General features: G+C 34.2%; 24 protein-coding genes. 5 read left to right on the top strand and 19 right to left on the bottom strand.

The annotated features are described in order from the left end of the window. The first annotated feature begins 24 nt into the window (after window positions 1-24). Together IV513_RS01565 and IV513_RS01560 are read left to right on the top strand one after the other, a co-directional pair. Window positions 25-672, top strand: a complete 648-nt coding sequence (locus tag IV513_RS01565) for a hypothetical protein (protein WP_209388758.1) — start codon at window positions 25-27, stop codon at window positions 670-672. Window positions 673-746: 74 nt separating this feature from the next. Continuing rightward, window positions 747-2066, top strand: coding sequence for a 2TM domain-containing protein (locus IV513_RS01560; protein ID WP_209388757.1), 1320 nt, complete (start codon window positions 747-749; stop codon window positions 2064-2066). Between the two features lie 136 nt (window positions 2067-2202). On the opposite strand, the gene IV513_RS01555 is transcribed toward IV513_RS01560, so the two are convergent. Then, on the bottom strand, window positions 2203-2664 hold the full coding sequence (locus IV513_RS01555) for a hypothetical protein (protein WP_209388756.1): 462 nt from the start codon (window positions 2662-2664) through the stop codon (window positions 2203-2205). 169 nt (window positions 2665-2833) lie between these two features. Between IV513_RS01555 and IV513_RS01550 the strand changes: the two genes are divergently transcribed. Next, on the top strand, window positions 2834-4630 hold the full coding sequence (locus tag IV513_RS01550) for a DUF885 family protein (RefSeq protein ID WP_209388755.1): 1797 nt from the start codon (window positions 2834-2836) through the stop codon (window positions 4628-4630). A gap of 93 nt (window positions 4631-4723) precedes the next feature. On the opposite strand, the gene IV513_RS01545 is transcribed toward IV513_RS01550, so the two are convergent. From IV513_RS01545 to IV513_RS01495, 11 genes are all read right to left on the bottom strand, one after another. Next, the gene (locus tag IV513_RS01545) at window positions 4724-5113 is read right to left on the bottom strand and encodes a hypothetical protein (RefSeq protein WP_209388754.1); all 390 of its coding nucleotides are present in this window, start codon (window positions 5111-5113) and stop codon (window positions 4724-4726) included. Window positions 5114-5134: 21 nt separating this feature from the next. Further along, window positions 5135-6538, bottom strand: a complete 1404-nt coding sequence (locus tag IV513_RS01540; RefSeq protein WP_209388753.1) for a nucleoside recognition domain-containing protein — start codon at window positions 6536-6538, stop codon at window positions 5135-5137. 131 nt (window positions 6539-6669) lie between these two features. Continuing rightward, window positions 6670-7182 carry a hypothetical protein gene (locus IV513_RS01535; RefSeq protein WP_209388752.1) on the bottom strand — a complete coding sequence of 171 codons (513 nt, stop codon included), beginning with the start codon at window positions 7180-7182 and terminating at the stop codon, window positions 6670-6672. A 55-nt stretch (window positions 7183-7237) separates the two neighbouring features. After that, window positions 7238-8092, bottom strand: coding sequence for an acetyl-CoA carboxylase, carboxyltransferase subunit beta (gene accD / locus IV513_RS01530; RefSeq protein ID WP_209388751.1), 855 nt, complete (start codon window positions 8090-8092; stop codon window positions 7238-7240). A 96-nt stretch (window positions 8093-8188) separates the two neighbouring features. Further along, window positions 8189-9259, bottom strand: a complete 1071-nt coding sequence (fbaA, locus tag IV513_RS01525; RefSeq protein ID WP_209388750.1) for a class II fructose-bisphosphate aldolase — start codon at window positions 9257-9259, stop codon at window positions 8189-8191. 70 nt (window positions 9260-9329) lie between these two features. Further along, entirely contained in the window at window positions 9330-10196 is an 867-nt protein-coding gene (locus IV513_RS01520) for an NAD kinase (protein WP_209388749.1), read from the bottom strand. Between the two features lies 1 nt (window position 10197). Next, window positions 10198-10848 (bottom strand): CBS domain-containing protein, encoded by a 651-nt coding sequence (locus IV513_RS01515; RefSeq protein ID WP_209388748.1) that lies wholly within the window; start codon window positions 10846-10848, stop codon window positions 10198-10200. Between the two features lie 184 nt (window positions 10849-11032). Further along, a complete protein-coding gene (locus tag IV513_RS01510; RefSeq protein ID WP_209388747.1) occupies window positions 11033-11563 on the bottom strand; it encodes an RNA methyltransferase in 531 nt (176 codons plus the stop codon). A gap of 54 nt (window positions 11564-11617) precedes the next feature. After that, on the bottom strand, window positions 11618-12499 hold the full coding sequence (locus IV513_RS01505) for a bestrophin family protein (RefSeq protein ID WP_209388746.1): 882 nt from the start codon (window positions 12497-12499) through the stop codon (window positions 11618-11620). A 70-nt stretch (window positions 12500-12569) separates the two neighbouring features. Continuing rightward, window positions 12570-13670 carry a glycosyltransferase gene (locus IV513_RS01500; protein ID WP_209388745.1) on the bottom strand — a complete coding sequence of 367 codons (1101 nt, stop codon included), beginning with the start codon at window positions 13668-13670 and terminating at the stop codon, window positions 12570-12572. Next, entirely contained in the window at window positions 13660-13893 is a 234-nt protein-coding gene (locus IV513_RS01495; protein WP_209388744.1) for a uroporphyrinogen decarboxylase, read from the bottom strand. Before IV513_RS01495 ends, IV513_RS01500 begins: the two co-directional genes overlap by 11 nt. A gap of 151 nt (window positions 13894-14044) precedes the next feature. On the opposite strand from IV513_RS01495, the gene IV513_RS01490 reads away from it, so the two are divergent. After that, a complete protein-coding gene (locus IV513_RS01490) occupies window positions 14045-16576 on the top strand; it encodes an ATP-dependent Clp protease ATP-binding subunit (RefSeq protein WP_209388743.1) in 2532 nt (843 codons plus the stop codon). An 84-nt stretch (window positions 16577-16660) separates the two neighbouring features. Here the strand turns inward: IV513_RS01490 and IV513_RS01485 are convergent, their stop codons facing one another. Next, the gene (locus IV513_RS01485) at window positions 16661-17191 is read right to left on the bottom strand and encodes a hypothetical protein (RefSeq protein WP_243576482.1); all 531 of its coding nucleotides are present in this window, start codon (window positions 17189-17191) and stop codon (window positions 16661-16663) included. 127 nt (window positions 17192-17318) lie between these two features. Here IV513_RS01485 and mnmA point away from each other — a divergent pair, with 127 nt between their 5' ends. Beyond that, window positions 17319-18506 (top strand): tRNA 2-thiouridine(34) synthase MnmA, encoded by a 1188-nt coding sequence (gene mnmA, locus IV513_RS01480; RefSeq protein WP_209388742.1) that lies wholly within the window; start codon window positions 17319-17321, stop codon window positions 18504-18506. Window positions 18507-18560: 54 nt separating this feature from the next. Here the strand turns inward: mnmA and IV513_RS01475 are convergent, their stop codons facing one another. The 6 genes from IV513_RS01475 to IV513_RS01450 form a co-directional block, all read right to left on the bottom strand. Next, window positions 18561-19307: a LytTR family DNA-binding domain-containing protein gene (locus IV513_RS01475; RefSeq protein ID WP_209388741.1), complete on the bottom strand. Its 747-nt coding sequence runs from the start codon at window positions 19305-19307 to the stop codon at window positions 18561-18563. A 65-nt stretch (window positions 19308-19372) separates the two neighbouring features. Beyond that, complete coding sequence (locus IV513_RS01470; RefSeq protein WP_209388740.1) at window positions 19373-19636, bottom strand: 2TM domain-containing protein; 264 nt, start codon at window positions 19634-19636, stop codon at window positions 19373-19375. Window positions 19637-19662: 26 nt separating this feature from the next. Further along, window positions 19663-19956 (bottom strand): 2TM domain-containing protein, encoded by a 294-nt coding sequence (locus tag IV513_RS01465; RefSeq protein ID WP_209388739.1) that lies wholly within the window; start codon window positions 19954-19956, stop codon window positions 19663-19665. A 196-nt stretch (window positions 19957-20152) separates the two neighbouring features. Beyond that, a complete protein-coding gene (locus IV513_RS01460; protein WP_209388738.1) occupies window positions 20153-21055 on the bottom strand; it encodes a glycosyltransferase in 903 nt (300 codons plus the stop codon). Window positions 21056-21059: 4 nt separating this feature from the next. Next, window positions 21060-22025, bottom strand: a complete 966-nt coding sequence (locus IV513_RS01455) for a glycosyltransferase family 9 protein (RefSeq protein WP_317196393.1) — start codon at window positions 22023-22025, stop codon at window positions 21060-21062. A gap of 3 nt (window positions 22026-22028) precedes the next feature. Further along, on the bottom strand, window positions 22029-22448 hold the full coding sequence (locus IV513_RS01450; protein ID WP_209388737.1) for a SufE family protein: 420 nt from the start codon (window positions 22446-22448) through the stop codon (window positions 22029-22031). Window positions 22449-22549 lie beyond the last annotated feature (101 nt).

Genomic DNA, 22549 nt, shown 5'->3' with positions numbered 1-22549 from the left:
ATATTAATTTTAAATTTAAAAATCATGAAAAAAATCATTTTAAGTTTTGCTTTAGGCTGTATGAGCTTAGTTGCTTATGCTCAGGGTAATTATGAAAAAGTTATGACTGAGAAAATCTCCAAACTAGAGCAGTCGAAATCCTCAGAAGATTATTTGGCTGTTGCCAATGATTTTCAAAGAATTGCAGAAAAAGAAAAAGGAAAATGGCAACCGAATTATTATGCAGCACTTTCTTATATTCAGAAAGGAAGAAGCGAAAAGCAAAACGGTAAAACGGAGGCTTTGGATGAAGCGGCAGATAATGCACAGAAATTTGTAGATGCGGCAAACGCTGTGGAAAAAGACAATTCAGAAATTCATCTTCTTCAGAAAATGATTTATTCGCTCAAAATGATGGCTAATCCGATGGAAAGATTCAGAACCTTTGGATCTCAGGCTCAACAAGAGCTGAAAGTGGCAGAAAAGCTTGATCCTACCAATCCAAGAGTTACCCTAATTAAAGCAGAAGACACGTACTTTACTCCAGAAAATTTTGGTGGAAGTAAAGAAAAGGGTATGGAACTTTTTAAAATGGCTTTGGAGAAATATCAATCATTTAAGCCTAAAACCTCACTAGATCCTAATTGGGGAAAGGAGGAAGCTGAATATTTTATCAGCCAAGCCGGGAAATAAATTTTAAGAAAAGCTGTGAACAGAATTTTTTCTAACGCAGCTTTTTTATCCTATTTTTGAAGATATTAATCTGTATGACACGTAAAAATGTAATTACGCTGGCGTGGGTTTCTCTTGCCACTTCTATGTTTTTTTTCTTTCTTTTTACTACTGAAAAGACAATAGAAAACTTTGGATTAACGATCCTTATTTCATCCATGTATTCATTTATTTTGGGTGGCGGCAATGGACTGATAAATGATTTTCTCAATAAAAAATTTCCCTGGTCTGAAGCTACAACGAAGCGTGCAATAATCAGCATTGTAGCTATTTTAATTACCAATATCATTCTTGTTTATTTTTGTAATTACATCAATTTTGTGGTGTTTCAGAAAGCAGCAACAACAGAAGAATATTTTCTTGGAAAATACAATTTCATCAATTGGTTTACCATTAATATTGCATTACTCATTTCTGCATTTCTTCATGCAAAAGGCTTCATGGAAGAGCTTAAAAAAGCGACCAAAAAAGAAGTTGTAGAACAGAAGCTTATTGCAAAATCTGCCAATGCACAGTTAGAAAGTTTAAAAAACCAGCTGGATCCTCATTTTCTTTTCAATTCATTAAATGTTTTAAGCTCATTAATAGATGAAAATCCTGTTCAGGCACAGAAGTTTACTGCATCAATGTCTAAGATTTACCGGTATGTTTTGGAACAGAAAGATAAAGAGTTGGTTTCTGTGGACGATGAAGTAGAATTTGCCCAAATATATTGCGATTTACTTAAAACCCGCTTTGAAGATAGTGTAGATTTTATTTTTGATGTTAATGAGGCCGATGCAAAAAAATTTGTTGTTCCTCTGTCTTTACAGCTCCTGTTGGAAAACTGCATTAAACACAACCTTGCGACTTCTTCCAAGCCTTTACTGATTAAAATTTTTAGCCAGGGAGACCAACTCTGTATTGAAAATAATCTCCAGGTTCGTGAGCAGATTAAAGAAAGTGCAGGTATTGGTTTAGCGAATATTGTACAGAGATATGCATTGCTTACCCAAAGAAACGTTTTTATAGAAAAATCTGAAGATTATTTTAAAGTAAAACTTCCGATGCTTTCTCATAAACCTCAAGTGGTAAATGAAATAGAAGAAACTAAAAACGATTCTTATGAACGAGCACATAAACGGGTTAAAGAAATTAAAAGTTTCTATGCAAATTTAATTTCTTATTGTATCGTCATTCCGTTTTTAGTTATTTTCAATCTAATAACCAGTCCTAATCATCTTTGGTTTTATCTTCCTATGCTCGGATGGGGAATTGGTATTATTGCACATGGGATGACTGTTTTTGCAATTGGTAAAAACTGGGAAGACAGAAAAATTAAAGAGCTGATGGAGAAAGAGAAAAATAAAAGATAATTTTCTTTTCTTCATCAAAAAAATCAAGCCAAAACCACATATTTAAACAAGATAAGAAAAGCTTTAAATATTTATACCTTAATGGTTTAAATGTTTAAAGCTTTTTTATTAAATGATTTCTAAAACTTAATGTTTTTTAATCTTCATCTATAACAATTTCGTCCGGCTTAAATTCGCATTTCATCCGGAATGGAAGAGGAGTTTCGGATCCGGTGTAGAAATCGTCAATCGTTCCTTTCCAGATTACCTGTAGTTCGTTGTCTTCGTTTTTTTCAAAACAAAGTTCGTTGTCATAGATGTAAGCATGTTCGTCATCGAACAAATCTACTTCAGTAAAAGTTTCGTCATCAGAATCATTAATGAGGAAAGTTTGCCCTTCAATTTCGTCAGAATCTATCGGAAAATCAAAAATTTCCATAGAGAGCTGAGGAAAATTGTATTGCAGAGAATCGTCATCCACATGATCCAGACTGTCATCTGTAATGATTTCTACTTCCAGTAAATGTTTTTGATTACTATAAACAGCCTTGCAGTAAGAGCTTTTTATGTTGTATTTTAGTGTTTCGTCCGGATGGTAAATTTTTAAAATCCCTTTCATTATTTCTTGCAAAAAGAACAGTAATACGATGAATGTTAAATGGTTTAGACAAAGATAGAAAAATGTACTAATGTGAAAAATATTTTGAATTTTTTTTTAAGAAATTCTGCATACAAAATGCATTTACATAATGATATTGGTTATTTTTGTTTTTTAAATGTATATTCTCATGAAAAATATCTTTCTGAAAGCCATTTTAGCAATCAGTCTTACATCGGCAGTAATTTCCTGTAAAAAAACAGATTCTCCGATTACCAAAGTTACGCCTACGAATATAGATTCTATTGCATCCAATTATTATGAGCAATATTTAAAGCTATATCCTTTAGAAGCTACTTCTCAGGGAGATTTAAGATATAACGACCAGTTACCGATTAATATAGACAAAGATTTTATATCTGGAGAATTAGCATTTTATAATTCGGTGCTTAAGCAGCTTAAAAATGTAGATTACAAAAGCCTTTCGGATGATGATAAAGTAGTTTACGATGTTTTGGATTTTACATTGAATGACAAAATTGAAGCTTTTGTTTACCACCCGGAATATATTCCTTTTACACAGTTTGGAGGTTTGCCTTTAAGTTTTCCGTTATATGGAAGCGGGCAGGGAAGTCAGCCTTTCAATACAGACAAAGACTATGAAGATTGGCTGAAAAGAATGGAGAAATTTCCGGTTTGGATGAATGCGGCAACAGAAAATTTCAAAGAAGGAATGACCAATAAGATGGTTTTACCCAAAAAACTAGTCATCAAAATGATTCCTCAGATGAGGTCAGAAGAAATTATTACTACGGATTTTGAAAAAAATATTTTCTATGGTCCCATTAATAATTTTCCTAAAAACTTCACCAAAGATCAAAAAGATAAATATGCAAAACTTTATAAGGAATCTATCTTAAAAAATATTATTCCGGCATATAAAAAAATGGGGGATTTCCTTGAAAAAGAATATTTGCCAAATGCGAGAGAAACAGATGGTTACAACAGTCTGCCTAATGGTAAAAACATCTACGAATTTTATGCGAAAAGCTGGACTACCACCAACAAAACTCCCGAAGAAATCAATAAAATAGGATTACAACAAGTAGCAATGCTTCGGGGTGAAATGGAAAAAGTAAAACAGCAGGTTGGCTTCACAGGAACTTTGGAACAGTTTATTACCTCTGTAAAAACAGATCCTAAAGCAATGCCTTATAAAACATCTAAAGAGGTTTTGGATGGCTTCAACGGAATTTTAGCTAAAATTACTCCAAAGCTAAAAACCATGTTTGGAGTTACTCCCAAAACAAAATTTGAAATCCGACAGACAGAAAAATTTCGTGAAGCGAGTGCAAGTGCAGAGTATATTCAGGGAACTCCGGATGGAAAAAGACCGGGTATTTTCTATATGCCTATTCCAGATCCTACAAAATTCAATGTAACTTCAGGAATGGAATCTCTTTTCTTGCATGAAGCAATTCCGGGACATCATTATCAGGTTTCTTTACAGCAGGAAAATACAAAACTTCCAAAATTTATGAGATTTGGCTGGTTTGGAGCTTATGGAGAAGGTTGGGCACATTATTGCGAAACGTTAGGACCTGAATTTGGCTTATATACAGATCCGTTCCAAAAAATGGGATATTTAAGCGATCAAATGCTTCGTGCAGTTCGTTTGGTGGTAGATACCGGGATTCATACAGGTAAAATGACCAGAGAAGAGGCAATTACTTATTTTTTAAATAATATTGCCTACGATGAAGCGGGAGCAGTTGCAGAAGTTGAACGATATATGGCAATGCCCGGACAGGCTTTAGGCTATAAAATCGGTTCTTTAAGAATAAGAGAGCTGAGAGAAAAATATCAAAAAGAACTTGGAAATAAATTCAGTTTGGCTAAATTTCATGATGAAATTCTGAATCAGGGTTGTCTTCCTTTAGATGTTCTCAACAGAAAAATGGAACTTTGGGCAAAGAAACAAAAGTAATTCAGAAGTTAAATACTTAGGATTTTAAACGAAAATGCTCATGATAATAATAAGTCGTGAGCATTTTTTTTGTGAAATTAGAACGATTTTAATCTAAGAAAGATTCTTAATTTCGCTTATTCTGTTAATGATGGGAAGCGCAAAAATTCCGCTGGTTTGTAAATAAAGCTCGTAAAAAGTTTTGGCTTTATCTAAAAAATCGGGTTTATTTAAGACCTTTCCGTTATAATAGAAAAGATTTCCCAGCATTTCGTAATAATCTTTACGATCTCTTTCCTGTCTTTCATTTACAATTTCAATGATTTCTTCTTTTGATTTTGATGAAAGTGTTACAAAATCGAATTTGAAAATATCTTTCATTAAAGAGTCGAAATCTAAATCTTTTTGCATTAAACTTTCTTCAGGTTTATCCAAAATCAGTTTTTCTAATGCCTGAGTTAGCTGACGGATCAGCCGTAATGTAAATTCTTTATCTGTAATCATATTTTTAAGTTTAAAATTTATCTAAGCAAAAAACAAATATGCCAGTACAATAGAAGTAATAATTCCCACCAAATCTGCCAGAAGCATGGCAATTACGGTATATCTGGTATTTTTAATGGCTACGGCTCCAAAATAAACTGCAATCACATAAAACGTCGTATCTGAGCTTCCCTGAAGAACCGCTGCCAATTTCCCCTGAAAACTGTCGGCGCCAAAAGTTGCCATAGTATCCACCATCATGCCTCTGGCTCCAGATCCAGATAAAGGCTTAATTAAAGCTGTTGGAAGCCCGTCTACAAATCTTGCATCTATATTGGCTGAATAAGCGATCAATTTCATTCCGTCAATTATTACATCAAAAACGCCTGAAGTTCTTAAAAGAGAAATAGCGATCAACATTCCCACTAAATACGGGATAATTTTCACGCAGGTAGTGAAACCTTCCTTTGCACCTTCAATAAAAGCATCAAACACATTTATTTTTTTGTAAACTGCTCCAAGAACGATGGCAACAAAAATGAAAAGGATGAGTCCATTGCTTAGAACTTTGCTGAAATCGTCAAGTTCATTTTTACTTAATTGAACCAAATAAACTACCAAAAGTCCGATAATAGCAGAAATTCCGCCCACATACGCAATGACAACAGGTCTTAATAAATTGATTTTCTGATAAGCCGAAACAATGATCATTGCAGCCAAAGTAGCTGTAAAAGTGGCAATCATACAGGGCAAGAAAATATCTGTAGGTGTCTTCGAACCCATTGAAGCTCGTATGGCGATTATGGAAACCGGAATTAAAGTCATCCCTCCTGCGTGAAGGCAGAGAAACATAATTTGTGAATTACTTGCGGTGTCTTTATTTGGATTTAAAGTCTGCAGACTTTCCATAGCTTTTAAACCAAAAGGTGTGGCTGCATTATCCAGACCTAAAAGATTGGCACTGAAATTCATCAGCATGTGTCCAAAAGAAGGGTGGTTTTTAGGGATTTCGGGAAATAATTTCGAAAAAAATGGCTGAATTAAACGGCTTAACAGATTTATTCCACCAGCTTTTTCAGCAATACTCATGAATCCCATAAATAATGTCATGATTCCAATTAAACCGAGACAGATTTTTACTGCTGTTTCTGAAGTTCCTATCACTCCATCTGATTCCTGAATACGGTAAACCTTTACATTTTGTTTCAGAGAATCGGTTTTGTAATGAATTCTATTATCAGCAAAATCTGTTTTTTTCATTAAACTATCTCTTATAAGCGGCGTTATCGCACTCATATTTTGATTCGCAATTTGTACCGTATCTCCGCCTTTTCCAACCACCATATCGTTGAAAATGGTTTTGTAATGGCTTGATGAAATATATTTTATACTCGCGATTGCAATCGCAATAATAATAAACGCCGACCAAATTCTGCTGAGAACCATTTGATGAAATTAATTGTTTAAACTTAATTAAAAAAACGTAAGATTACAAAAAGTGATGAAATATACATTAATGAGAAGAAAAATTTGACATCGTCAATGATAAACTGAATCTATATTGTGAATGAGAATAATTATTTTTCATCCAAATAAACCAACTCTCCGGCAAAATCATCATCCAGGTTTTTCAACACTTTTGCATTTGCTGTTTTCTTTTGCAACTCTTCTACGAAGAAACTTTTTTCAAAAAACTGACGGTGAATTCCCGGGAGAAGCTCCATAAAATAATCCATTCCCACCTTATTGTTGTGCAAATCCATTTTGGTTTCCAATGGCTTATTGGGAAATAATTCTTCGTGAAGATCTGTAATTTTTTTACAGAAATCCAAAGCTTTTTCAGGAGAAGATACTTTACTGCAGTACATGGTAATGAGGCAGCACCAAAATGCATGTCTGAAGGCATTGCCTTTTCCATTTTTTGAGGCAGTTTTAGGATAAAGCTTCTGTGCAATGGTAAAAGCCTTTATTGTTGCATAAAAACTTAAAACCGAGAAAATAGGATGGGGTAACACAGCGGACAAAAGCCTGAGAATTTTTTTTAAACTCATGCTTTTTATGGTGTTGAAAATCACTTTAAAAGTCCTCATAAAAAATAAAAATCTCTCCCAAATTGAGAGAGATTTGTTTTATTTAAATTAAATTTTATGCTTTCGAAGCCAATAAATTTACTGTTTGCGATACTTTATCTTTTATTTCTGTTCTTTTAACGATAAAATCTACAAACCCTTTTTCCTGAAGGAATTCTGATGTCTGGAAACCTTCAGGTAAATCTCTACCGATGGTTTCACGAATTACTCTTGGCCCTGCAAATCCGATCAATGCTTTAGGTTCTGCCATAATGATGTCTGCCGTCATTGCGAAAGATGCGGTAATTCCGCCAAAAGTAGGGTCGCAAAGGTAGGCAATATACAAAAGACCCGCTTCTGAAAGCTGAGCCAGTTTTGCCTGAACTTTTGCTAATTGCATCAATGAATAAGTCGCTTCCTGCATTCTTGCTCCACCAGATTGGCAGATAATCATATAAGGAAGTTTTTTCTTAATACAGTAATCAATCGCTCTTCTTATTTTTTCTCCCATTACAGATCCCAAAGATCCTCCGATGAAAGCGAAATCCATACAAGAAACCACCATTTCGGTTCCGTTTACGGTTCCAACAGCATTTCTAATAGAATCTGTAAGTTTTGTTTTTGCTTTTACCTCTTTCAGACGGTCTGTATAGGACTTTGTGTCTTTAAAGTTGAGCATATCAATACTTTCAACATTAGCATCCAATTCGGTAAACTTGCCTTCGTCAAAAAGGATATCAAAAAACTCAGCACTTCCTATTCTTACGTGGAAGCCATCTTCCGGAGAAACATAGTTGTTTCTTTTAAGTTCGTCATGTTCCACTACTTTTCCAGAAGGAGTCTGATGCCAAAGTCCTTTCGGAACATCTTTCTTCTCATCTGTAGAGGTTGTAATATTTTGTGCTTTTCTTTTAAACCAGTCGAATGCCATTTTTAATAAGTATTAATGTACAATGTATAGTGTAAAATGTATAAAAACAGAGCATTAAAATACTTTGTACTTTATACATTTTACTTTATACAAATTTTATTTAAGCGTATTTACGTTATTTAAATCTTCAAATGCCTGTACCAATCTCTTAGAGAACGTTTCTTCACCTTTTCTTACCCAAACTCTTGGATCATAGAATTTTTTGTTTGGTTTTTCTTCTCCTTCAGGATTTCCGATTTGAGTTTTCAAATATTCTACATTGTTTACCATATAATCTCTGATTCCTTCTGTATAAGCAAACTGAAGATCGGTATCAATATTCATTTTAATTACTCCATAATCAATTGCTTCTCTTATTTCTTCTAAAGTAGAACCAGAACCACCGTGGAATACAAAATTTACCGGTTTAGCTGCAGTTCCGAATTTTTCCTGAACAAATTTCTGAGAGTTCTCTAAGATTTTTGGAGTTAAAACTACATTACCTGGCTTGTAAACACCGTGAACGTTTCCGAAAGCAGCAGCAATGGTAAAGTTATCAGAAACAGCCTTTAATTTTTCGTAAGTATAAGCTACATCTTCAGGCTGAGTGTATAATAAGGAGTTATCAACACCAGAGTTGTCTACACCATCTTCTTCACCACCTGTTACGCCGATTTCAACTTCTAAAGTCATCTGCATTTTTGCCATTCTTTCGAAATATTGAGCAGAAATCTCAAGATTTTCTTCTAAAGGCTCTTCAGAAAGATCCAACATGTGAGATGAGTAAAGCGATTTACCAGTTTGTTTGTAAAATTCTTCGCTTGCATCTAGTAAACCGTCAATCCAAGGTAATAGTTTTTTTGCAGCATGATCGGTATGAAGAATTACGGTAGCTCCGTAAGCCTCTGCTAAAGTGTGAATATGCTTAGCTCCTGCAATTGCACCAAGAATGGCAGCTTTTTGTCCGTCATTGCTCAATCCTTTTCCTGCATTAAAAGCAGCACCTCCGTTGGAAAACTGAATAATAACTGGAGAATTTAGTTTTGCAGCAGTTTCCATTACAGCGTTTACGGTGCTCGAACCGATTACGTTTACTGCAGGCAATGCAAATTTATTTTCTTTCGCATGCTGAAAAATATCTGTAACTAACTGACCTGTGGCAACTCCTGCCGGAAAAATTCTGCTCATATTTTAGCTTTTAGTAAGATTAAATTTAGTTTGAAAATTCTTGTAAAGATAACATTTTTTTAATCAATAATTAATTTCTTTTGTCTCTTCCCCAAAGAAGCTTCTGGCGTATAGTTTCGTAGAAACTGAGATTGTTTGGCTGCACAAGCAAAATTTGAAAATTCGCTTTCTTGATCACGATTTCCTGATCTGTTTCGATATGAATAAGTCTGGAATCTAATGAAAGAGAATATTGTGGAACTCTGCTCTCCACTCTGAACTTTATTTCGACCTTATCATTCACAACCAAAGGTCTTACATTAAGATTATGAGGGGCGATTGGGGTGATAACAAAATTTTCGTTGTTGGGAGAAATTATAGGACCTCCGCAACTTAGAGAATAGGCAGTAGAACCTGTTGGAGTAGAAACAATTACTCCGTCTCCCCAAAAAACATTCAGAAATTCGTTATTAATGTAAGAATCTACGGTTATCATAGATGTGGTTTCTTTTCTGGAAATTGTCACATCGTTCAAGGCAAATGGGAAAAAATCTTCAGATTTTGGAGAAACAACTTCAATTACAGAACGGCGGCTGGTTTTCACATCTCCTTTAAGAATAGAATCCAGTGCTTTAAAAGCTTCCTCTTTGGTAAAACTTGCGAGAAAACCTAATCTTCCTGTGTTTACTCCTACAATAGGAATTTCTAAATCTTCTATAAAAGTAAGAGCGTTTACAATGGTTCCGTCTCCTCCAAAAGTAAAAAAAAGATCTACTTTTTTTTCAATAAGATCTTGCTTATGAGAAAAAGTTTCGAAAATTTTAGAAAACTGAAGTGCTTCTGCCATTTCGTTATACAGAACAGATTCTACACCTCTGCTTTCCAGCTCGGAGATAAATTTACTTAAATATAAAAAAGTATCTAAGTCTTTTTTCTGCGAATAAATGGCTGCCTTCATATTAGATTTCTATAAATTTCTGTAAAAAACCAAACCGGTCTTTCAACATATCTGTTTTCTCGTCAGAATAATATTTTTCTACAATTCTGTAATCGTATCTGTCGAATGTTGCATCAATAGACGCTAGATTCTCATTGCTCATCTTCAATGTTACTTGGATGACTTCATCCGACATCATGCTGATAAAACCTCCGTAAAATTTAGAATTGTTGCTTTCTACAATATTGGCAATTTCTGTCATAGAATATTTTCTGGAAGGTACTTCTACCGTAATTATTGCACCGGTTTCTGAAAAAAGCGGATATTTTGATAGGGTACGGAAAACATCATCACAGGTAATATATCCCAAATATTTTTCGGATTTATTGATGACAGGAATTACATTCGCATCGAAAGTATAAAAAAGACGAATGCTGTCTAATATATTATTGTCTTCCAAAATAGCAAATCTTTCAATCTGATGTTCCAGATTTTTAAGGTTCCCTTCTTCTTCATAGAGGAAGTCTTTGGCTATTGCACCGTGGAAGTGATGAGATTTCTTAATGAAAATATGTGTATATCCAAAAGCTTCTATTGTTTCTCTTGCCGACTCTATAGAATCAGAAAGATGAAAACACGGAAAATCTTTTGAGATATAGTCCTTAATAAACATTGTGCTAATTTATAAAAAATTCAACTAAACAATTTCCTTATCAACCTGTTTTTTTTGAAAAGTTGAAAATTTCGTTCTTAAAAATTTGTCGGCGTCCAAAAAAAATGTACCTTTGTCGCCTTTCATTTTTACTTTTTATTAGATTTATTTCAAACTGCACTGTCTTTCAGACAGAAGCAGTTTTTTATTTTAGGGCTTTTGCAAACTCCCACATTACAATTCCTCCGCAAACACTTACATTTAAAGAATGCTTGGTTCCCAATTGAGGAATTTCAAGGAAAGTTTCGATGTTTGGTAAAGCTTCATCGCTAATTCCGTCTACTTCATTGCCCAGAATAATGGCATATTTTTTAGAATGATCAATTTTAAAATCAGAAATCATAATGCTGTTTGAAGTTTGCTCGATTCCCAAAATTTCAAAACCATTTAATTTCAAATTTTCAATAGCGGTATTAATGTCTTTTTCATAGCTCCAGTCTACACTTTCTGTAGCACCCAGAGCTGCCTTATGGATTTCGCGGTGTGGAGGTTGAGGTGTAATTCCGCAAAGAACAATCTTTTCCACCAAAAATGCATCCGCAGTTCTGAAAGTGGCTCCTACATTATGCATACTTCTAACATTATCCAACACGACGACCAAAGAGATTTTATCTGTTTTCTTGAATGTTTCTACATCTATTCTGTTGAGCTCCTCAAGCTTTAATTTGTGTACCAAAATATTATTTCTATTTAAAATTTATGAATTCAATTGCAGACCGAATTCAGCTGTTTATTTTTTTCCAACGATGATTTGATGAACGTTTCGTTCTATGTTCTGAGCAATAGTTTCCATAGGAATATCGTTTTCATCATTATTAAAAGGATCTTCTATTTCTTCAGCTATTAATTCTAAACTCATCAATACATAAAAGACAAAAACCGTTAGTGGAATCATAAAATATCCGAGATTAATGACATACGCAATCGGAAGAGCCAAAACATACAGAATGATAAACTTTTTTATAAAAGATGAATAAGAATAAGGAATAGGAGTGTTTTTAATTCTCTCGCATCCGCCACAAACTTCCAGAAAACCAGATAATTGTGTATCTAAAAATAGCATTTCTGTATCGGTAATCCTACCTTCTCTTTTAAGCTGATATAATTTATGGCTAAGAAGGGCTATTAAATCTGAAGGGCCGTGATTTTTCAATGAGTTTTCGATTTCAGAGTAATCTTCATCCAATGCGAGTCTCGTAGATTCTTTAGAAAGGTGTTTTGCTAAAAAATGCGGAAAATATTTAATATATCTTGCAATTTGATGTGCAGATTGTCTGTCTTCTGCAAGAATAGAATTAATTTTGATGGCAAAGTTTCTGGAATCATTTACCAGTTTTCCCCACAGTTTTCTGCCTTCCCACCATCTGTCGTACGCTGTATTTGTTCTGAAAACCAAAAGCAAAGAAAGTACAAATCCGAGTAAAGAATGAATCATCCCTACATTGCTCACCTTCGAGTTTGAAGTTAAATGAAGATATTCTATCTCAAAATACTGAACTCCGTAAGAATATACAGCCATAAGAAGCATCGAAGGAAAAAGAATCTTCAACGTATCGCTTTTATGAAGGCTAAAAAGAATTTTAAGGAAATGTTTGGTGTCGTAAACTCTCATAAATACACTGTATATTGCAAAGATAAAAGATTAGAATAACGCAGCAGACATTTATAGTGTATTTCTGAAACTAAGAGAGTGTAATTTTTTCAAAAAGATTCAGAATTTTGTGCTCTTCATTTTCCCAACATAAGGCTTCGGCAGCTTTTTCGAGTTCAGGAAAATAATTTTTTTTGCCTTTTTCTAACACTTTTTTTATGGCTTGGGCTATAGACTGAGGATTATGATTTTCGATAATCTTGCCCACATCAAACCTGTTTTTAATGCTTTCCATTTCAGGAAATGGAGACATAATTAAAGGAACTCTGCCCTGAATGCAGTCTAAAACTTTGTTGGGCAAAGAATAAAAGTAACTTTCTCCGCCGTTTTCTTCAATGCTCATTCCGCAATCTGCCAAAATCGTAATTTTACGTAAATCTTGTGGCAGCAATTTCCCTAAAAACTGTACTTTTTTCTGAAGATTTTCCTTTGTAACCAAATCTTCATATTCTTTTCTCATAGGACCATCACCTGCAATTTTAAAAACTACATTTTCAAGATCATGCATTGCCAATATCGCCTTATCGATTCCGCGGAAAGGATTGATAACGCCTTGATATAAAATGATTTTAGGATTATTCTCGGGAATATTTTGTGAAAAATCAAACTTTCTCGGTGCATTTCTTACAACCACTGCATCCACGCCATATTTTCTATGAAACCAGCCTGCATACCCCGAACTTGCAGTCATCATGAATTTTATTTTCGGAACTAGTCTTTTTTCGAGATATCTCCACAGTTTTTGTGACAGTTTACCCTGTATAGCAGGCATTTCAGAAAAAATCTCATGGCTGTCGAAAACCAAAGGAATATTGTATTTTTTTGAAATTAAATAATTCGGTAACAGTGCATCCAAATCATTTGCTAAAAGAATTGTGTTTTTATCAAATTTAGATTTTAATTCATGATACAGCTTCCAGTTGAATTCAAAATAAGCGGTTTTTAAGCTTTTGGAAGATAAAGAAATTCGGGAAAAAGGATAAGGTCGGTGCATTTCTGTTTTACCGCCCCAATCATTTCCAATTAGCTCAATTTGGTATCCGTTTTCGTATAAAGTTCGGCAGACTTTTTCTATTCTTTGATCCGTATACAAATTGCTGAACGCGGAAACCAAAATTTTTTTACTGCTCATGTTTATTTTTTGCTGCAATTAAATGATAAATCTGCACCAGACAGATAATTCCATTGGGGATAATAACCGGCCAAAGCATACCGCTGAAAATACCGTAGATTACAAAACAGATACAGCCAATTAAATTAACAATCCTGATTTTTGTTAAATCTTTCAGGATAAAACTTAAAACAATAAAAAGAGAAGCGGCATAACCGATGTAAGTTGCGGTATCAGGATTCATGAACAGAATTTGAGAATCACAAACTTAATCATTTTCAGAAAGATAAAAAACATTTTTCTGCCATAAAGTCATTAATTGTTATTTGGTAAAATATTTGTAATTTAGATATCGAATATAAGGCAACGTTGCTTTTATTCTAATGAGATAAATTATGGATTATAAGTTTTCACAAGGTTTGAGCCAGGTGTTCAAACAAAGCAAAAATGAAGCCCGAAGGCTGAAAAGTGAATTTCTTAATACAGAACATCTACTTTTAGGTATTATAAAAACAGAAAACTCTGCAAAAGAAATCCTTCAAAACCTTAATGCCGATTTAACACAGATCAGAAGAAAAATTGAAACTTTAAATACAGCAAGTCTAAATCCTATTTCTGAGGAGGTTACCAATATTTCTTTCACGAAAATGGCAGATCATGCCGTTAAACGTGCAGAGCTCGAATGCAGACAATACAAAACAAACGAAATTAATACCGTTCATTTGCTTTTGGGTATTCTTTATAAATATGAAGATCCTACTTCTACTATTTTGGGTGCTTATGATGTAGATTATGAAGGTGTTTCTAGAGAGTATCAAAAAATGCTGAAAAATTCTGGACAAACTCCGCAGAATTCTGCTTATGATGACGATGACGATAAAGAAGAATTTGAGCAAATGAGAAAACCTACGGGAAATCTTGGTTCTGCAAAAAGTAAAACTCCAACGTTAGATAATTTTGGTAGAGATTTAACCGCTTTGGCAAGAGACGGAAAATTAGATCCGGTTATCGGTCGCGAGAAAGAAATAGAGAGAGTTTCTCAGATTTTATCAAGAAGAAAAAAGAACAATCCTCTTTTAATTGGTGAGCCGGGCGTTGGGAAATCTGCGATTGCTGAAGGTTTGGCGTTGAGAATTCAACAGAAAAAAGTTTCCAGAGTTCTTTTTGGAAAAAGAGTTATTACGCTGGATCTTGCAAGTCTTGTTGCCGGAACCAAATACCGAGGTCAGTTCGAAGAAAGAATGAAAGCCATTATGACGGAACTCGAGAAAAACCGTGACGTAATTTTATTCATAGATGAATTGCATACTATTGTTGGAGCGGGAAGTTCTACAGGAAGTTTAGATGCTTCCAATATGTTCAAGCCAGCTTTAGCAAGAGGAGAAATTCAATGCATTGGTGCGACAACTTTGGATGAATACCGTCAGTACATCGAGAAGGATGGAGCTTTAGAAAGAAGATTTCAAAAAGTAATGGTGGAGCCAACTTCTATTGAAGAAACCATCCAGATTTTGAATCAGATTAAAGACAAATATGAAGAGCATCATAACGTAATTTACACTCCTGAAGCTATTGCGGCGTGTGTAAACCTTACATCTCGATATATTACAGACCGTTTTTTACCAGACAAAGCTATTGATGCGATGGATGAGGCAGGCTCTCGTGTTTACATCAAAAACATGAAAGTTCCTACTGCAATTATCGATTTCGAAAAGAAAATTGAGGAAATAAAAGAGCTAAAACAGAAAGCGGTAAAAGCTCAGGATTATCTTGAAGCCAGAAAACTGAAAGACGAAGAAGAACGTTTGCAGATGGAGCTTAATTCTGCTCAGGATCAGTGGGATAAAGACGTAAAAGAGAAGAAAGAAACGGTGTCTGAAGAAAATGTAGCAGAAGTTGTTTCTATGATGAGTGGTGTTCCTGTAACCAAAGTGGGCAAAAATGAACTCGACAAATTGGCTCAGATGGATGAAAAGCTGAACGGTAAAGTAATCGGTCAGGAAGATGCTGTGAAAAAAGTAGTTAAAGCCATTCAGAGAAACAGAGCCGGGTTAAAAGATCCAAACAGACCTATCGGAACTTTCATTTTCCTCGGAACAACCGGTGTCGGTAAAACAGAACTTGGTAAAGTAATGGCGAGAGAGCTTTTCGATTCTGATGAAGCTTTAATAAGAATCGATATGAGCGAATACATGGAGAAATTTGCGGTTTCAAGATTGGTTGGAGCGCCTCCGGGATATGTTGGGTATGAAGAAGGCGGGCAATTAACCGAAGCTGTACGAAGAAAACCTTATGCAGTTGTTCTTTTGGATGAAATTGAAAAAGCTCACCCCGATGTATTCAATATCCTGCTTCAAATTTTAGATGAAGGCCACGTTACAGACAGTTTAGGTAGAAAAATTGATTTTAGAAATACAATTATCATCCTTACGTCGAATATCGGTACAAGAGATATTAAAGATTTTGGGGATGGAGTAGGATTCGGAACAAACGCGAAGAAAACCAATTCTGATTCCAGAGCCCGAGGTACTATAGAAAATGCACTTAAAAAAGCATTTGCACCGGAATTCTTAAACAGAATTGATGATATTATTATCTTCAACTCTCTTGAGAAAGAAGATATTAAGAAAATTATTGATATCGAATTGAATAAACTTTACAGCAGATTAGAAAAACTGAACTATAAAGTTGAGTTAACAGATAAAGCTAAAGATTTTATTTCTGAAAAAGGTTGGGATAAAGATTTCGGAGCAAGACCTCTAAAAAGAGCTATTCAGAAGTACATTGAAGATTTATTGGCAGAAATGTTGGTAAATAAACAGTTAACTGAAGGAGAAACGGTAGTTCTTGATCTTAATGAAGCGAAAGACGGATTAGAAGGTAAAACATCAAAACCAAAAAAATCTGCTGAAAAATCTCAGTCTTAGATTGAATAACTAAACTATAAAAAGAAAGCATCGGGATATTTCCGATGCTTTTTATTTTTTCTTACATTTTCCAAAATCAATAATTTACAATCCTACCACAAATCCAATATTGGGCACTAATCCGCTAGAGAAAATACTCGAATTTTCTTTCCACAACACATTGTACATCAATCCTAATTGCAGATAAGAATTATTACCGATACTCTGCATATAACCGCCGCCAAGATATAGAGCATCTTCATTTTTGGTTGCTTTAAAATCGTAAAAAGTATCTTTATAGTTAATAAAATAATGCTGATAATTGGCACTTACAAAAAAAGATCTTGCAAAATAATAGTTCAGAAATGGTCCCAACCCGAACATGGTCGAACGATAATAATTAGATTTCTGCCAAGAAATACTTCCCAAAGCTCCGCCTTCCAGATTGTCTGTAAACCGATATCCCACTCGTGGTGCTGCGGAAAGATTAAAGTAATTGTTGCTTCCGAAACTTGCTCCAATTCCCCCTCCGAAAGTCCAGTTGGAGTGCATTGTGTCCTGAGAACTGTTTTCTGTTTGAGCATTTAAGACCAAAGCAGAAAAAATAAAAGCCGAGAGTATAATTTTTTTCATCATTGTTAATGGTTTATCAATCATTCAAATTTAAAGCATTTATTTAATAATCAAAATACTGCTTAATAAAATCGTATTTTTGCACCGTCAAACTAAGAACTCCCGTTAAGAGTTTCGTAAAATTGAAAAAATGAAAGTAGTTGTAGGCCTTTCCGGAGGTGTAGATTCTAGTGTTACAGCTTATTTGCTGCAACAGCAAGGGCACGAAGTAGTAGCTCTTTTTATGAGAAATTGGAATGATGCTTCGGCTACATTGGAAGATGAGTGTCCGTGGATAGAAGACAGCAATGATGCGCTTATGGTGGCTCAAAAGCTTGGAATTCCTTTTCAGGTAATCGATATGAGTGATCTTTACAAAGAAAGAATTGTAGATTACATGTTCGATGAATATCAGCGAGGAAGAACTCCCAATCCAGATGTTTTGTGCAACAGAGAAGTAAAATTTGATGTTTTTATGAAAACGGCAATGTCTTTAGGTGCAGATAAAGTGGCAACGGGGCATTATGCAAGAGTAAATTCTACCATCGATAAAGACGGAAAAGAAATTTTTCATCTTTTGGCAGGTAAAGATAATAATAAAGACCAGTCTTACTTCCTTTGCCAGTTAAGTCAGGATCAGCTTTCTAAAGCTTTATTTCCTATCGGAGAGCTTACAAAGCCTCAGGTAAGAGAAATTGCCAAAGAAATAGGTTTGGTAACCGCCGATAAAAAAGATTCGCAGGGTTTGTGTTTTATCGGAAAAGTAAGTTTACCACAGTTTTTGCAACAGCAGTTGGTTCCAAAAGAAGGAGAAATTGTAGAAATTTTTAAAGATTCACCAATTTTTGCTCAAAAAAAACCTGAATTTTCTTCAAAACAGGAAGAATTAGAATTTTTAAGCCGAAAAATTCATTATCAAAAAACGGATGGTAAAGTTATTGGAAAACATCAGGGAGCACAGTTTTTTACCATTGGTCAAAGTAAAGGTTTAGGAATAGGAGGTCACAAGGAAAGTTGCTTTATCATCTCCAGGGATATGGAAAACAATATTCTTTTTGTAGGAGAAGGGCATCAGTTTCCGGGACTTTTGAAAAAAGCTTTAAAAATTGATAATTCTGAACTCCATTGGGTTCGTGAAGATTTAAAACTAAAAAATGGAGAATCTATGGAAGTTTTAGCAAGATTCAGATACAGACAGCCTTTGCAGAAAGCTGTTTTGTATCAGTTTGAAGACGCTTTCTATATAGAATTCGAAGAATTGCAGTCTGCAATAGCAGAAGGTCAGTTTGCGTCCTGGTATTTGGATGATGAACTTATCGGAAGCGGTGTAATTTCCTAAAATATTTTTTAATAAAAGACTAAACCTTAAACAATCATTCTGTTTAAGGTTTTTTTAATTTCCTACCAGCCAATCCTTAAAATCTTTCACTCTGTCGCGGCTAACGGTAATTTCTTCTTGTGGCTGAAACTCCAGTTCCACTTTATAATTGGGAGAAGTATGTATATTTTTAATATAATCTGAATTGATGATAAACTGGCGGTTAACCCGGAAAAATTTCTTTTTGTCTAAAACATCTTCCAACTCATCCAACGTGAAATCTGAAGGGTATATTCTTTCCTGAGTTTGCAGATAAACAATTTTATTTTCGCTGAAAAAACAGCTTACTTCTTGGGTCTGAACAATCTTAAGATTATATCCTATCTTCACAAGAATTCTGGACAAAACTGTTTTTTCTTTCTTAATGAGTTGCTTAATGTCGGACGAGTTAATAACTTGATCTGATGGGATAAAAGATTTAAACTTTTCAATAGCACCTTGAAGATCTTCTTCCATTATCGGTTTTAAAAGATAGTCGATACTGTTGAGCTTGAAAGCTTTTAAAGTATACTGATCGAAGGCGGTGGTATAAATGATAAATGCCTTGGTGGAAATTTTATCGAAAATATCAAACGAAAGCCCATCGCCCAAAACTATATCAGAAAAAATAAGCTGAGGATGCACGTTCCCCGAAAACCATTCTACTGCTTCTTCTACTGATTCCAGATTGGCAACAATTTGTAAATCAGGAAATAAACCCAACATTCTTTCCAGTTTTCTTGCGGCAGGTTTCTCGTCTTCAATAATAACTGTTTTAATCATTCCCATTTAAATTTCAAGATTATATCTAAATGCTAAAAATAAATAAATATTTTGATTTTTATACCCTAATATTTCTTTTCAGTATTCATTTCCTGCTCAATAATTTTTTGTTCCCAAGAAGAATTCAGTATAAATAATTTTACTGCTTTTACTACAAGAATTATTGCCCAAACTGTAAGGATTAATGAGCCATGAAAAGTGTAATCTGTGGTCATCCATTTTACAAAACCTCTTCCCGAAATAATGATTGCTACAATTGAAAACCACATACAGTTTTTATAGAATGATTTTAAATTTTTTACTCTTTGTTGTGCGATATTATAGTTCATGATGATAGTTATTTAGTGATATTTAATTAAAGTGATTTCGAATTATTTTTTTCTTCCTGCATAAGCTGGTTTATTTTCTTTTCTTCCCATTCTTTTCCGATTCCGAAAGTGGTGGCGGCATGTGCAACGATGCCAATTCCCCATCCTAACATTGGCCATAAAAACCAAAGATATTCTGGTGAAGTTAAAAGATTTAGAACCGCTAAAAAAGAAATTACTAGGCAATATGAAGTAAGATTGCCATAAAACCCTTTTAATTCTTTAACTCTTGTGGCTGCTTTTTGGTAAGCTAATTCTTCTTTGTTGATGTAAGTTTCCATATTTTCAGATTTAAAGTGTAACTGTTTGTTTTTGTTGAAACAAATGTAGTACAGAATGCAATCTCGAATCAATTTTATATGACTGAATGGTACAATATGGTTACTGAGTGGAAGGATTGATATTCTCAGTTTTAAAATGCAATATCAACAGTAAAATTTATAGGAAAGAACTTTCTTTGAATTTCTCCAAAAATAGTTATGATATTCTTTTTATAAGGAGGAGAAGCTTATAAAGATCCAAAAACGTAAGATTAGGATTCTGAGAGCGTAAATTTTTGATAAAATAACCTTCAAAACTGTTTAAGATTTTTGCTACAGCAAACTTTAATGCAGGAATTTTAGAAATAAACAGGTAAGCTTTTACTATTTTTATTTCGGATAATTTTGAATGTAACGTTTTATCCTTCAGTAATAACGCAAGGTTATCGATAGATTCGGCTACTTTATTAAGATAAACCTCATTAGATTCCACATCGTTATTTAAAATATAATTTTCAATATGATGAATCGGGATGTTTTTGGCTTTTAAATCCATCGCGAAAATTAAATCTTCATATCCGTATTTTTTGACAGAAGTATTAAAAGGCACTCCCTCAAAAACATTCTTAGAAATCAGAAAATTATTGGTCTGAAAACTTAAATAAGGTTTCTCAATTCTTTTTTTTAAAGGTAAATTTTCTCTTTCAACAGCAAACCTCCATCTTAAAATATTATTGGGTGTCAAAGGTTTTTTAGGGGCAGTTCTTCCCCCATAAACGACTTGTGATGAGTGTTTTAGCTTTAAAAAATCGAAATATTTTTTTAAAAAATCAGAAGAAATAATTTGGCCGTCGCAATCCAGAAAAAGTAGGTAATCGGCATGCGAATATTTAAGAAAAAGATTTCTGATTTTTGATCTGCCTATATTTTTTTCAAGACAGACAAAACCGTCACACAAATCTAGTAGTTCCCGGTTGTATTGGGTGAATTTGGAGTCTGAAGCATCGTCAATAACAATAATTTCTGCATTTAAAGAATCTTTTTGAATTTGATGTTTTAATTCTGTAATCAATTCTCTTACATCGAAATTAAAGACCGGAATGCACACAGAAATTTTCATTGTGCTAAACTTTTTCAATAATTTGCTGAATTCTTATTTCCTCAAGACAAGCCCAATCTCCTCTGAAGCATTCTTTGTCTCCAAAAACGGAACACGGTCTGCAGCTTAAATCTTTAATCTGTACCACGTCATTTTCACTTTGTCCGAACCCTAAAAACCCCGCAAAAGGATGGGTAGAACCCCACACAGAAATGCACCTTGTTCCCACAATACTTGCCAAATGCATATTGGCAGAATCCATAGAAATCATTACTTCCAGCTCAGATATTTTATTCAGTTCTTCCGAAAGGCTAAGTTTTCCTGCCAAACTTTGGGTGTTGGGGATTTGCTGTTCCCATTTTTCTAGGGTTTCCATTTCTTTTTTTCCGCCACCAAAAAAGTAAACTGTATTTTTCTCTGCCAGAATTTTTGCCAGTTCGAAAGACTTTTCTAAAGGCAGCATTTTTCCTTTATGCTGTGCAAAAGGAGCAAAACCAATTCCTTTTTTTTGTGTAGTTTTCGGACGAAGCTGGTGCGAAAGCTTTACCGTAAAACCCATTTCACGAAATACATCTGCATAACGTTCTGTAGTTTTTTTAAGCTGAAATTTATCTAAATTCCAAACATTGGTAAGATTTTCTTTTTCTTCTTTTCCTTTGTTTATTTTAAAAACTTTTAATCCTTTTCTGATGTAAATTTTATCCAGTATTTTAGAACGGATAACATCATGCAAATCAGCAATATAGTTAGGATTGTAAAGATTAAGAAGTTCTTTTGCCAAACGGCGGACTCCCAAAAAACCCTTATAATCGTCTACATCAATTCCGTGGAAGATAACATTCGGAATATCAGAGAATAAGCTTTCAAAATTTTTTCTGGAAACCATAATGATTTCTACATTAGGATTCTGCTCCAAAAACTCCCTGAACACAGGTACTGTCATGGCAACATCACCAAAAGCAGAAAAACGGTATGCTAAAATTCGGGTCACTTCTTAAGATTTCAATTGATAAGCAACAGCGTAAAATTTAATCTGTTTGGTCATTGCCATTAATCCGTTGGCTCTTGATGGAGACAAAAATTCCTGCAACCCGATTTCGGAAATAAAATCGAAATCAGAGTCGAGAATTTCCTGTGTAGAATGCCCGCTGTAAATGCTGATAAGAAGAGAAACAATCCCTTTAGGCAAAATACCGTCAGAATCGGCATCGAAAAATAATTTTCCATCCTTAAATTCAGCATCAATCCACACTTTACTTTGGCAGCCTTTGATGAGGTTTTCGTCTGTTTTTTTATCTTCCGAAAGTCCCTTTAGCTCTTTTCCAAGATCAATAATATATTCGTATTTCTGTTCCCAGTCATCCAAAAAGGCAAATTCGTTAATGATATCCTGCTGTTTTTCTTTGATGGTCATATTGGTACTTTTCTTTTGGCAAAGATACTGTTTTTAGATTTTTGTTGTCTCGGTTATCTCCTTGAATGCTTCTGTTTTATTTCTTACTTTTACCGTCCCAA

It is taken from the genome of Chryseobacterium sp. RR2-3-20 (genome assembly GCF_017808115.1).
GTDB classification, from domain to species: Bacteria; Bacteroidota; Bacteroidia; order Flavobacteriales; family Weeksellaceae; genus Chryseobacterium; species Chryseobacterium oryzae.
Note: the sequence above shows the minus strand (reverse complement) of the source record. Positions and strands in the feature narration are given on the sequence as shown.

Coding starts and splice junctions, on each gene's coding strand:
- IV513_RS01565 (WP_209388758.1), top strand. CDS start 25: ATGAAAAAAATCATTTTAAGTTTTGCTTTAGGCTGTATGAGCTTAGTT.
- IV513_RS01560 (WP_209388757.1), top strand. CDS start 747: ATGACACGTAAAAATGTAATTACGCTGGCGTGGGTTTCTCTTGCCACT.
- IV513_RS01555 (WP_209388756.1), bottom strand. CDS start 2,664: ATGAAAGGGATTTTAAAAATTTACCATCCGGACGAAACACTAAAATAC.
- IV513_RS01550 (WP_209388755.1), top strand. CDS start 2,834: ATGAAAAATATCTTTCTGAAAGCCATTTTAGCAATCAGTCTTACATCG.
- IV513_RS01545 (WP_209388754.1), bottom strand. CDS start 5,113: ATGATTACAGATAAAGAATTTACATTACGGCTGATCCGTCAGCTAACT.
- IV513_RS01540 (WP_209388753.1), bottom strand. CDS start 6,538: ATGGTTCTCAGCAGAATTTGGTCGGCGTTTATTATTATTGCGATTGCA.
- IV513_RS01535 (WP_209388752.1), bottom strand. CDS start 7,182: ATGAGGACTTTTAAAGTGATTTTCAACACCATAAAAAGCATGAGTTTA.
- accD (WP_209388751.1), bottom strand. CDS start 8,092: ATGGCATTCGACTGGTTTAAAAGAAAAGCACAAAATATTACAACCTCT.
- fbaA (WP_209388750.1), bottom strand. CDS start 9,259: ATGAGCAGAATTTTTCCGGCAGGAGTTGCCACAGGTCAGTTAGTTACA.
- IV513_RS01520 (WP_209388749.1), bottom strand. CDS start 10,196: ATGAAGGCAGCCATTTATTCGCAGAAAAAAGACTTAGATACTTTTTTA.
- IV513_RS01515 (WP_209388748.1), bottom strand. CDS start 10,848: ATGTTTATTAAGGACTATATCTCAAAAGATTTTCCGTGTTTTCATCTT.
- IV513_RS01505 (WP_209388746.1), bottom strand. CDS start 12,499: ATGAGAGTTTACGACACCAAACATTTCCTTAAAATTCTTTTTAGCCTT.
- IV513_RS01500 (WP_209388745.1), bottom strand. CDS start 13,670: ATGAGCAGTAAAAAAATTTTGGTTTCCGCGTTCAGCAATTTGTATACG.
- IV513_RS01495 (WP_209388744.1), bottom strand. CDS start 13,893: ATGAATCCTGATACCGCAACTTACATCGGTTATGCCGCTTCTCTTTTT.
- IV513_RS01490 (WP_209388743.1), top strand. CDS start 14,045: ATGGATTATAAGTTTTCACAAGGTTTGAGCCAGGTGTTCAAACAAAGC.
- IV513_RS01485 (WP_243576482.1), bottom strand. CDS start 17,191: ATGATGAAAAAAATTATACTCTCGGCTTTTATTTTTTCTGCTTTGGTC.
- mnmA (WP_209388742.1), top strand. CDS start 17,319: ATGAAAGTAGTTGTAGGCCTTTCCGGAGGTGTAGATTCTAGTGTTACA.
- IV513_RS01475 (WP_209388741.1), bottom strand. CDS start 19,307: ATGATTAAAACAGTTATTATTGAAGACGAGAAACCTGCCGCAAGAAAA.
- IV513_RS01470 (WP_209388740.1), bottom strand. CDS start 19,636: ATGAACTATAATATCGCACAACAAAGAGTAAAAAATTTAAAATCATTC.
- IV513_RS01465 (WP_209388739.1), bottom strand. CDS start 19,956: ATGGAAACTTACATCAACAAAGAAGAATTAGCTTACCAAAAAGCAGCC.
- IV513_RS01460 (WP_209388738.1), bottom strand. CDS start 21,055: ATGAAAATTTCTGTGTGCATTCCGGTCTTTAATTTCGATGTAAGAGAA.
- IV513_RS01450 (WP_209388737.1), bottom strand. CDS start 22,448: ATGACCATCAAAGAAAAACAGCAGGATATCATTAACGAATTTGCCTTT.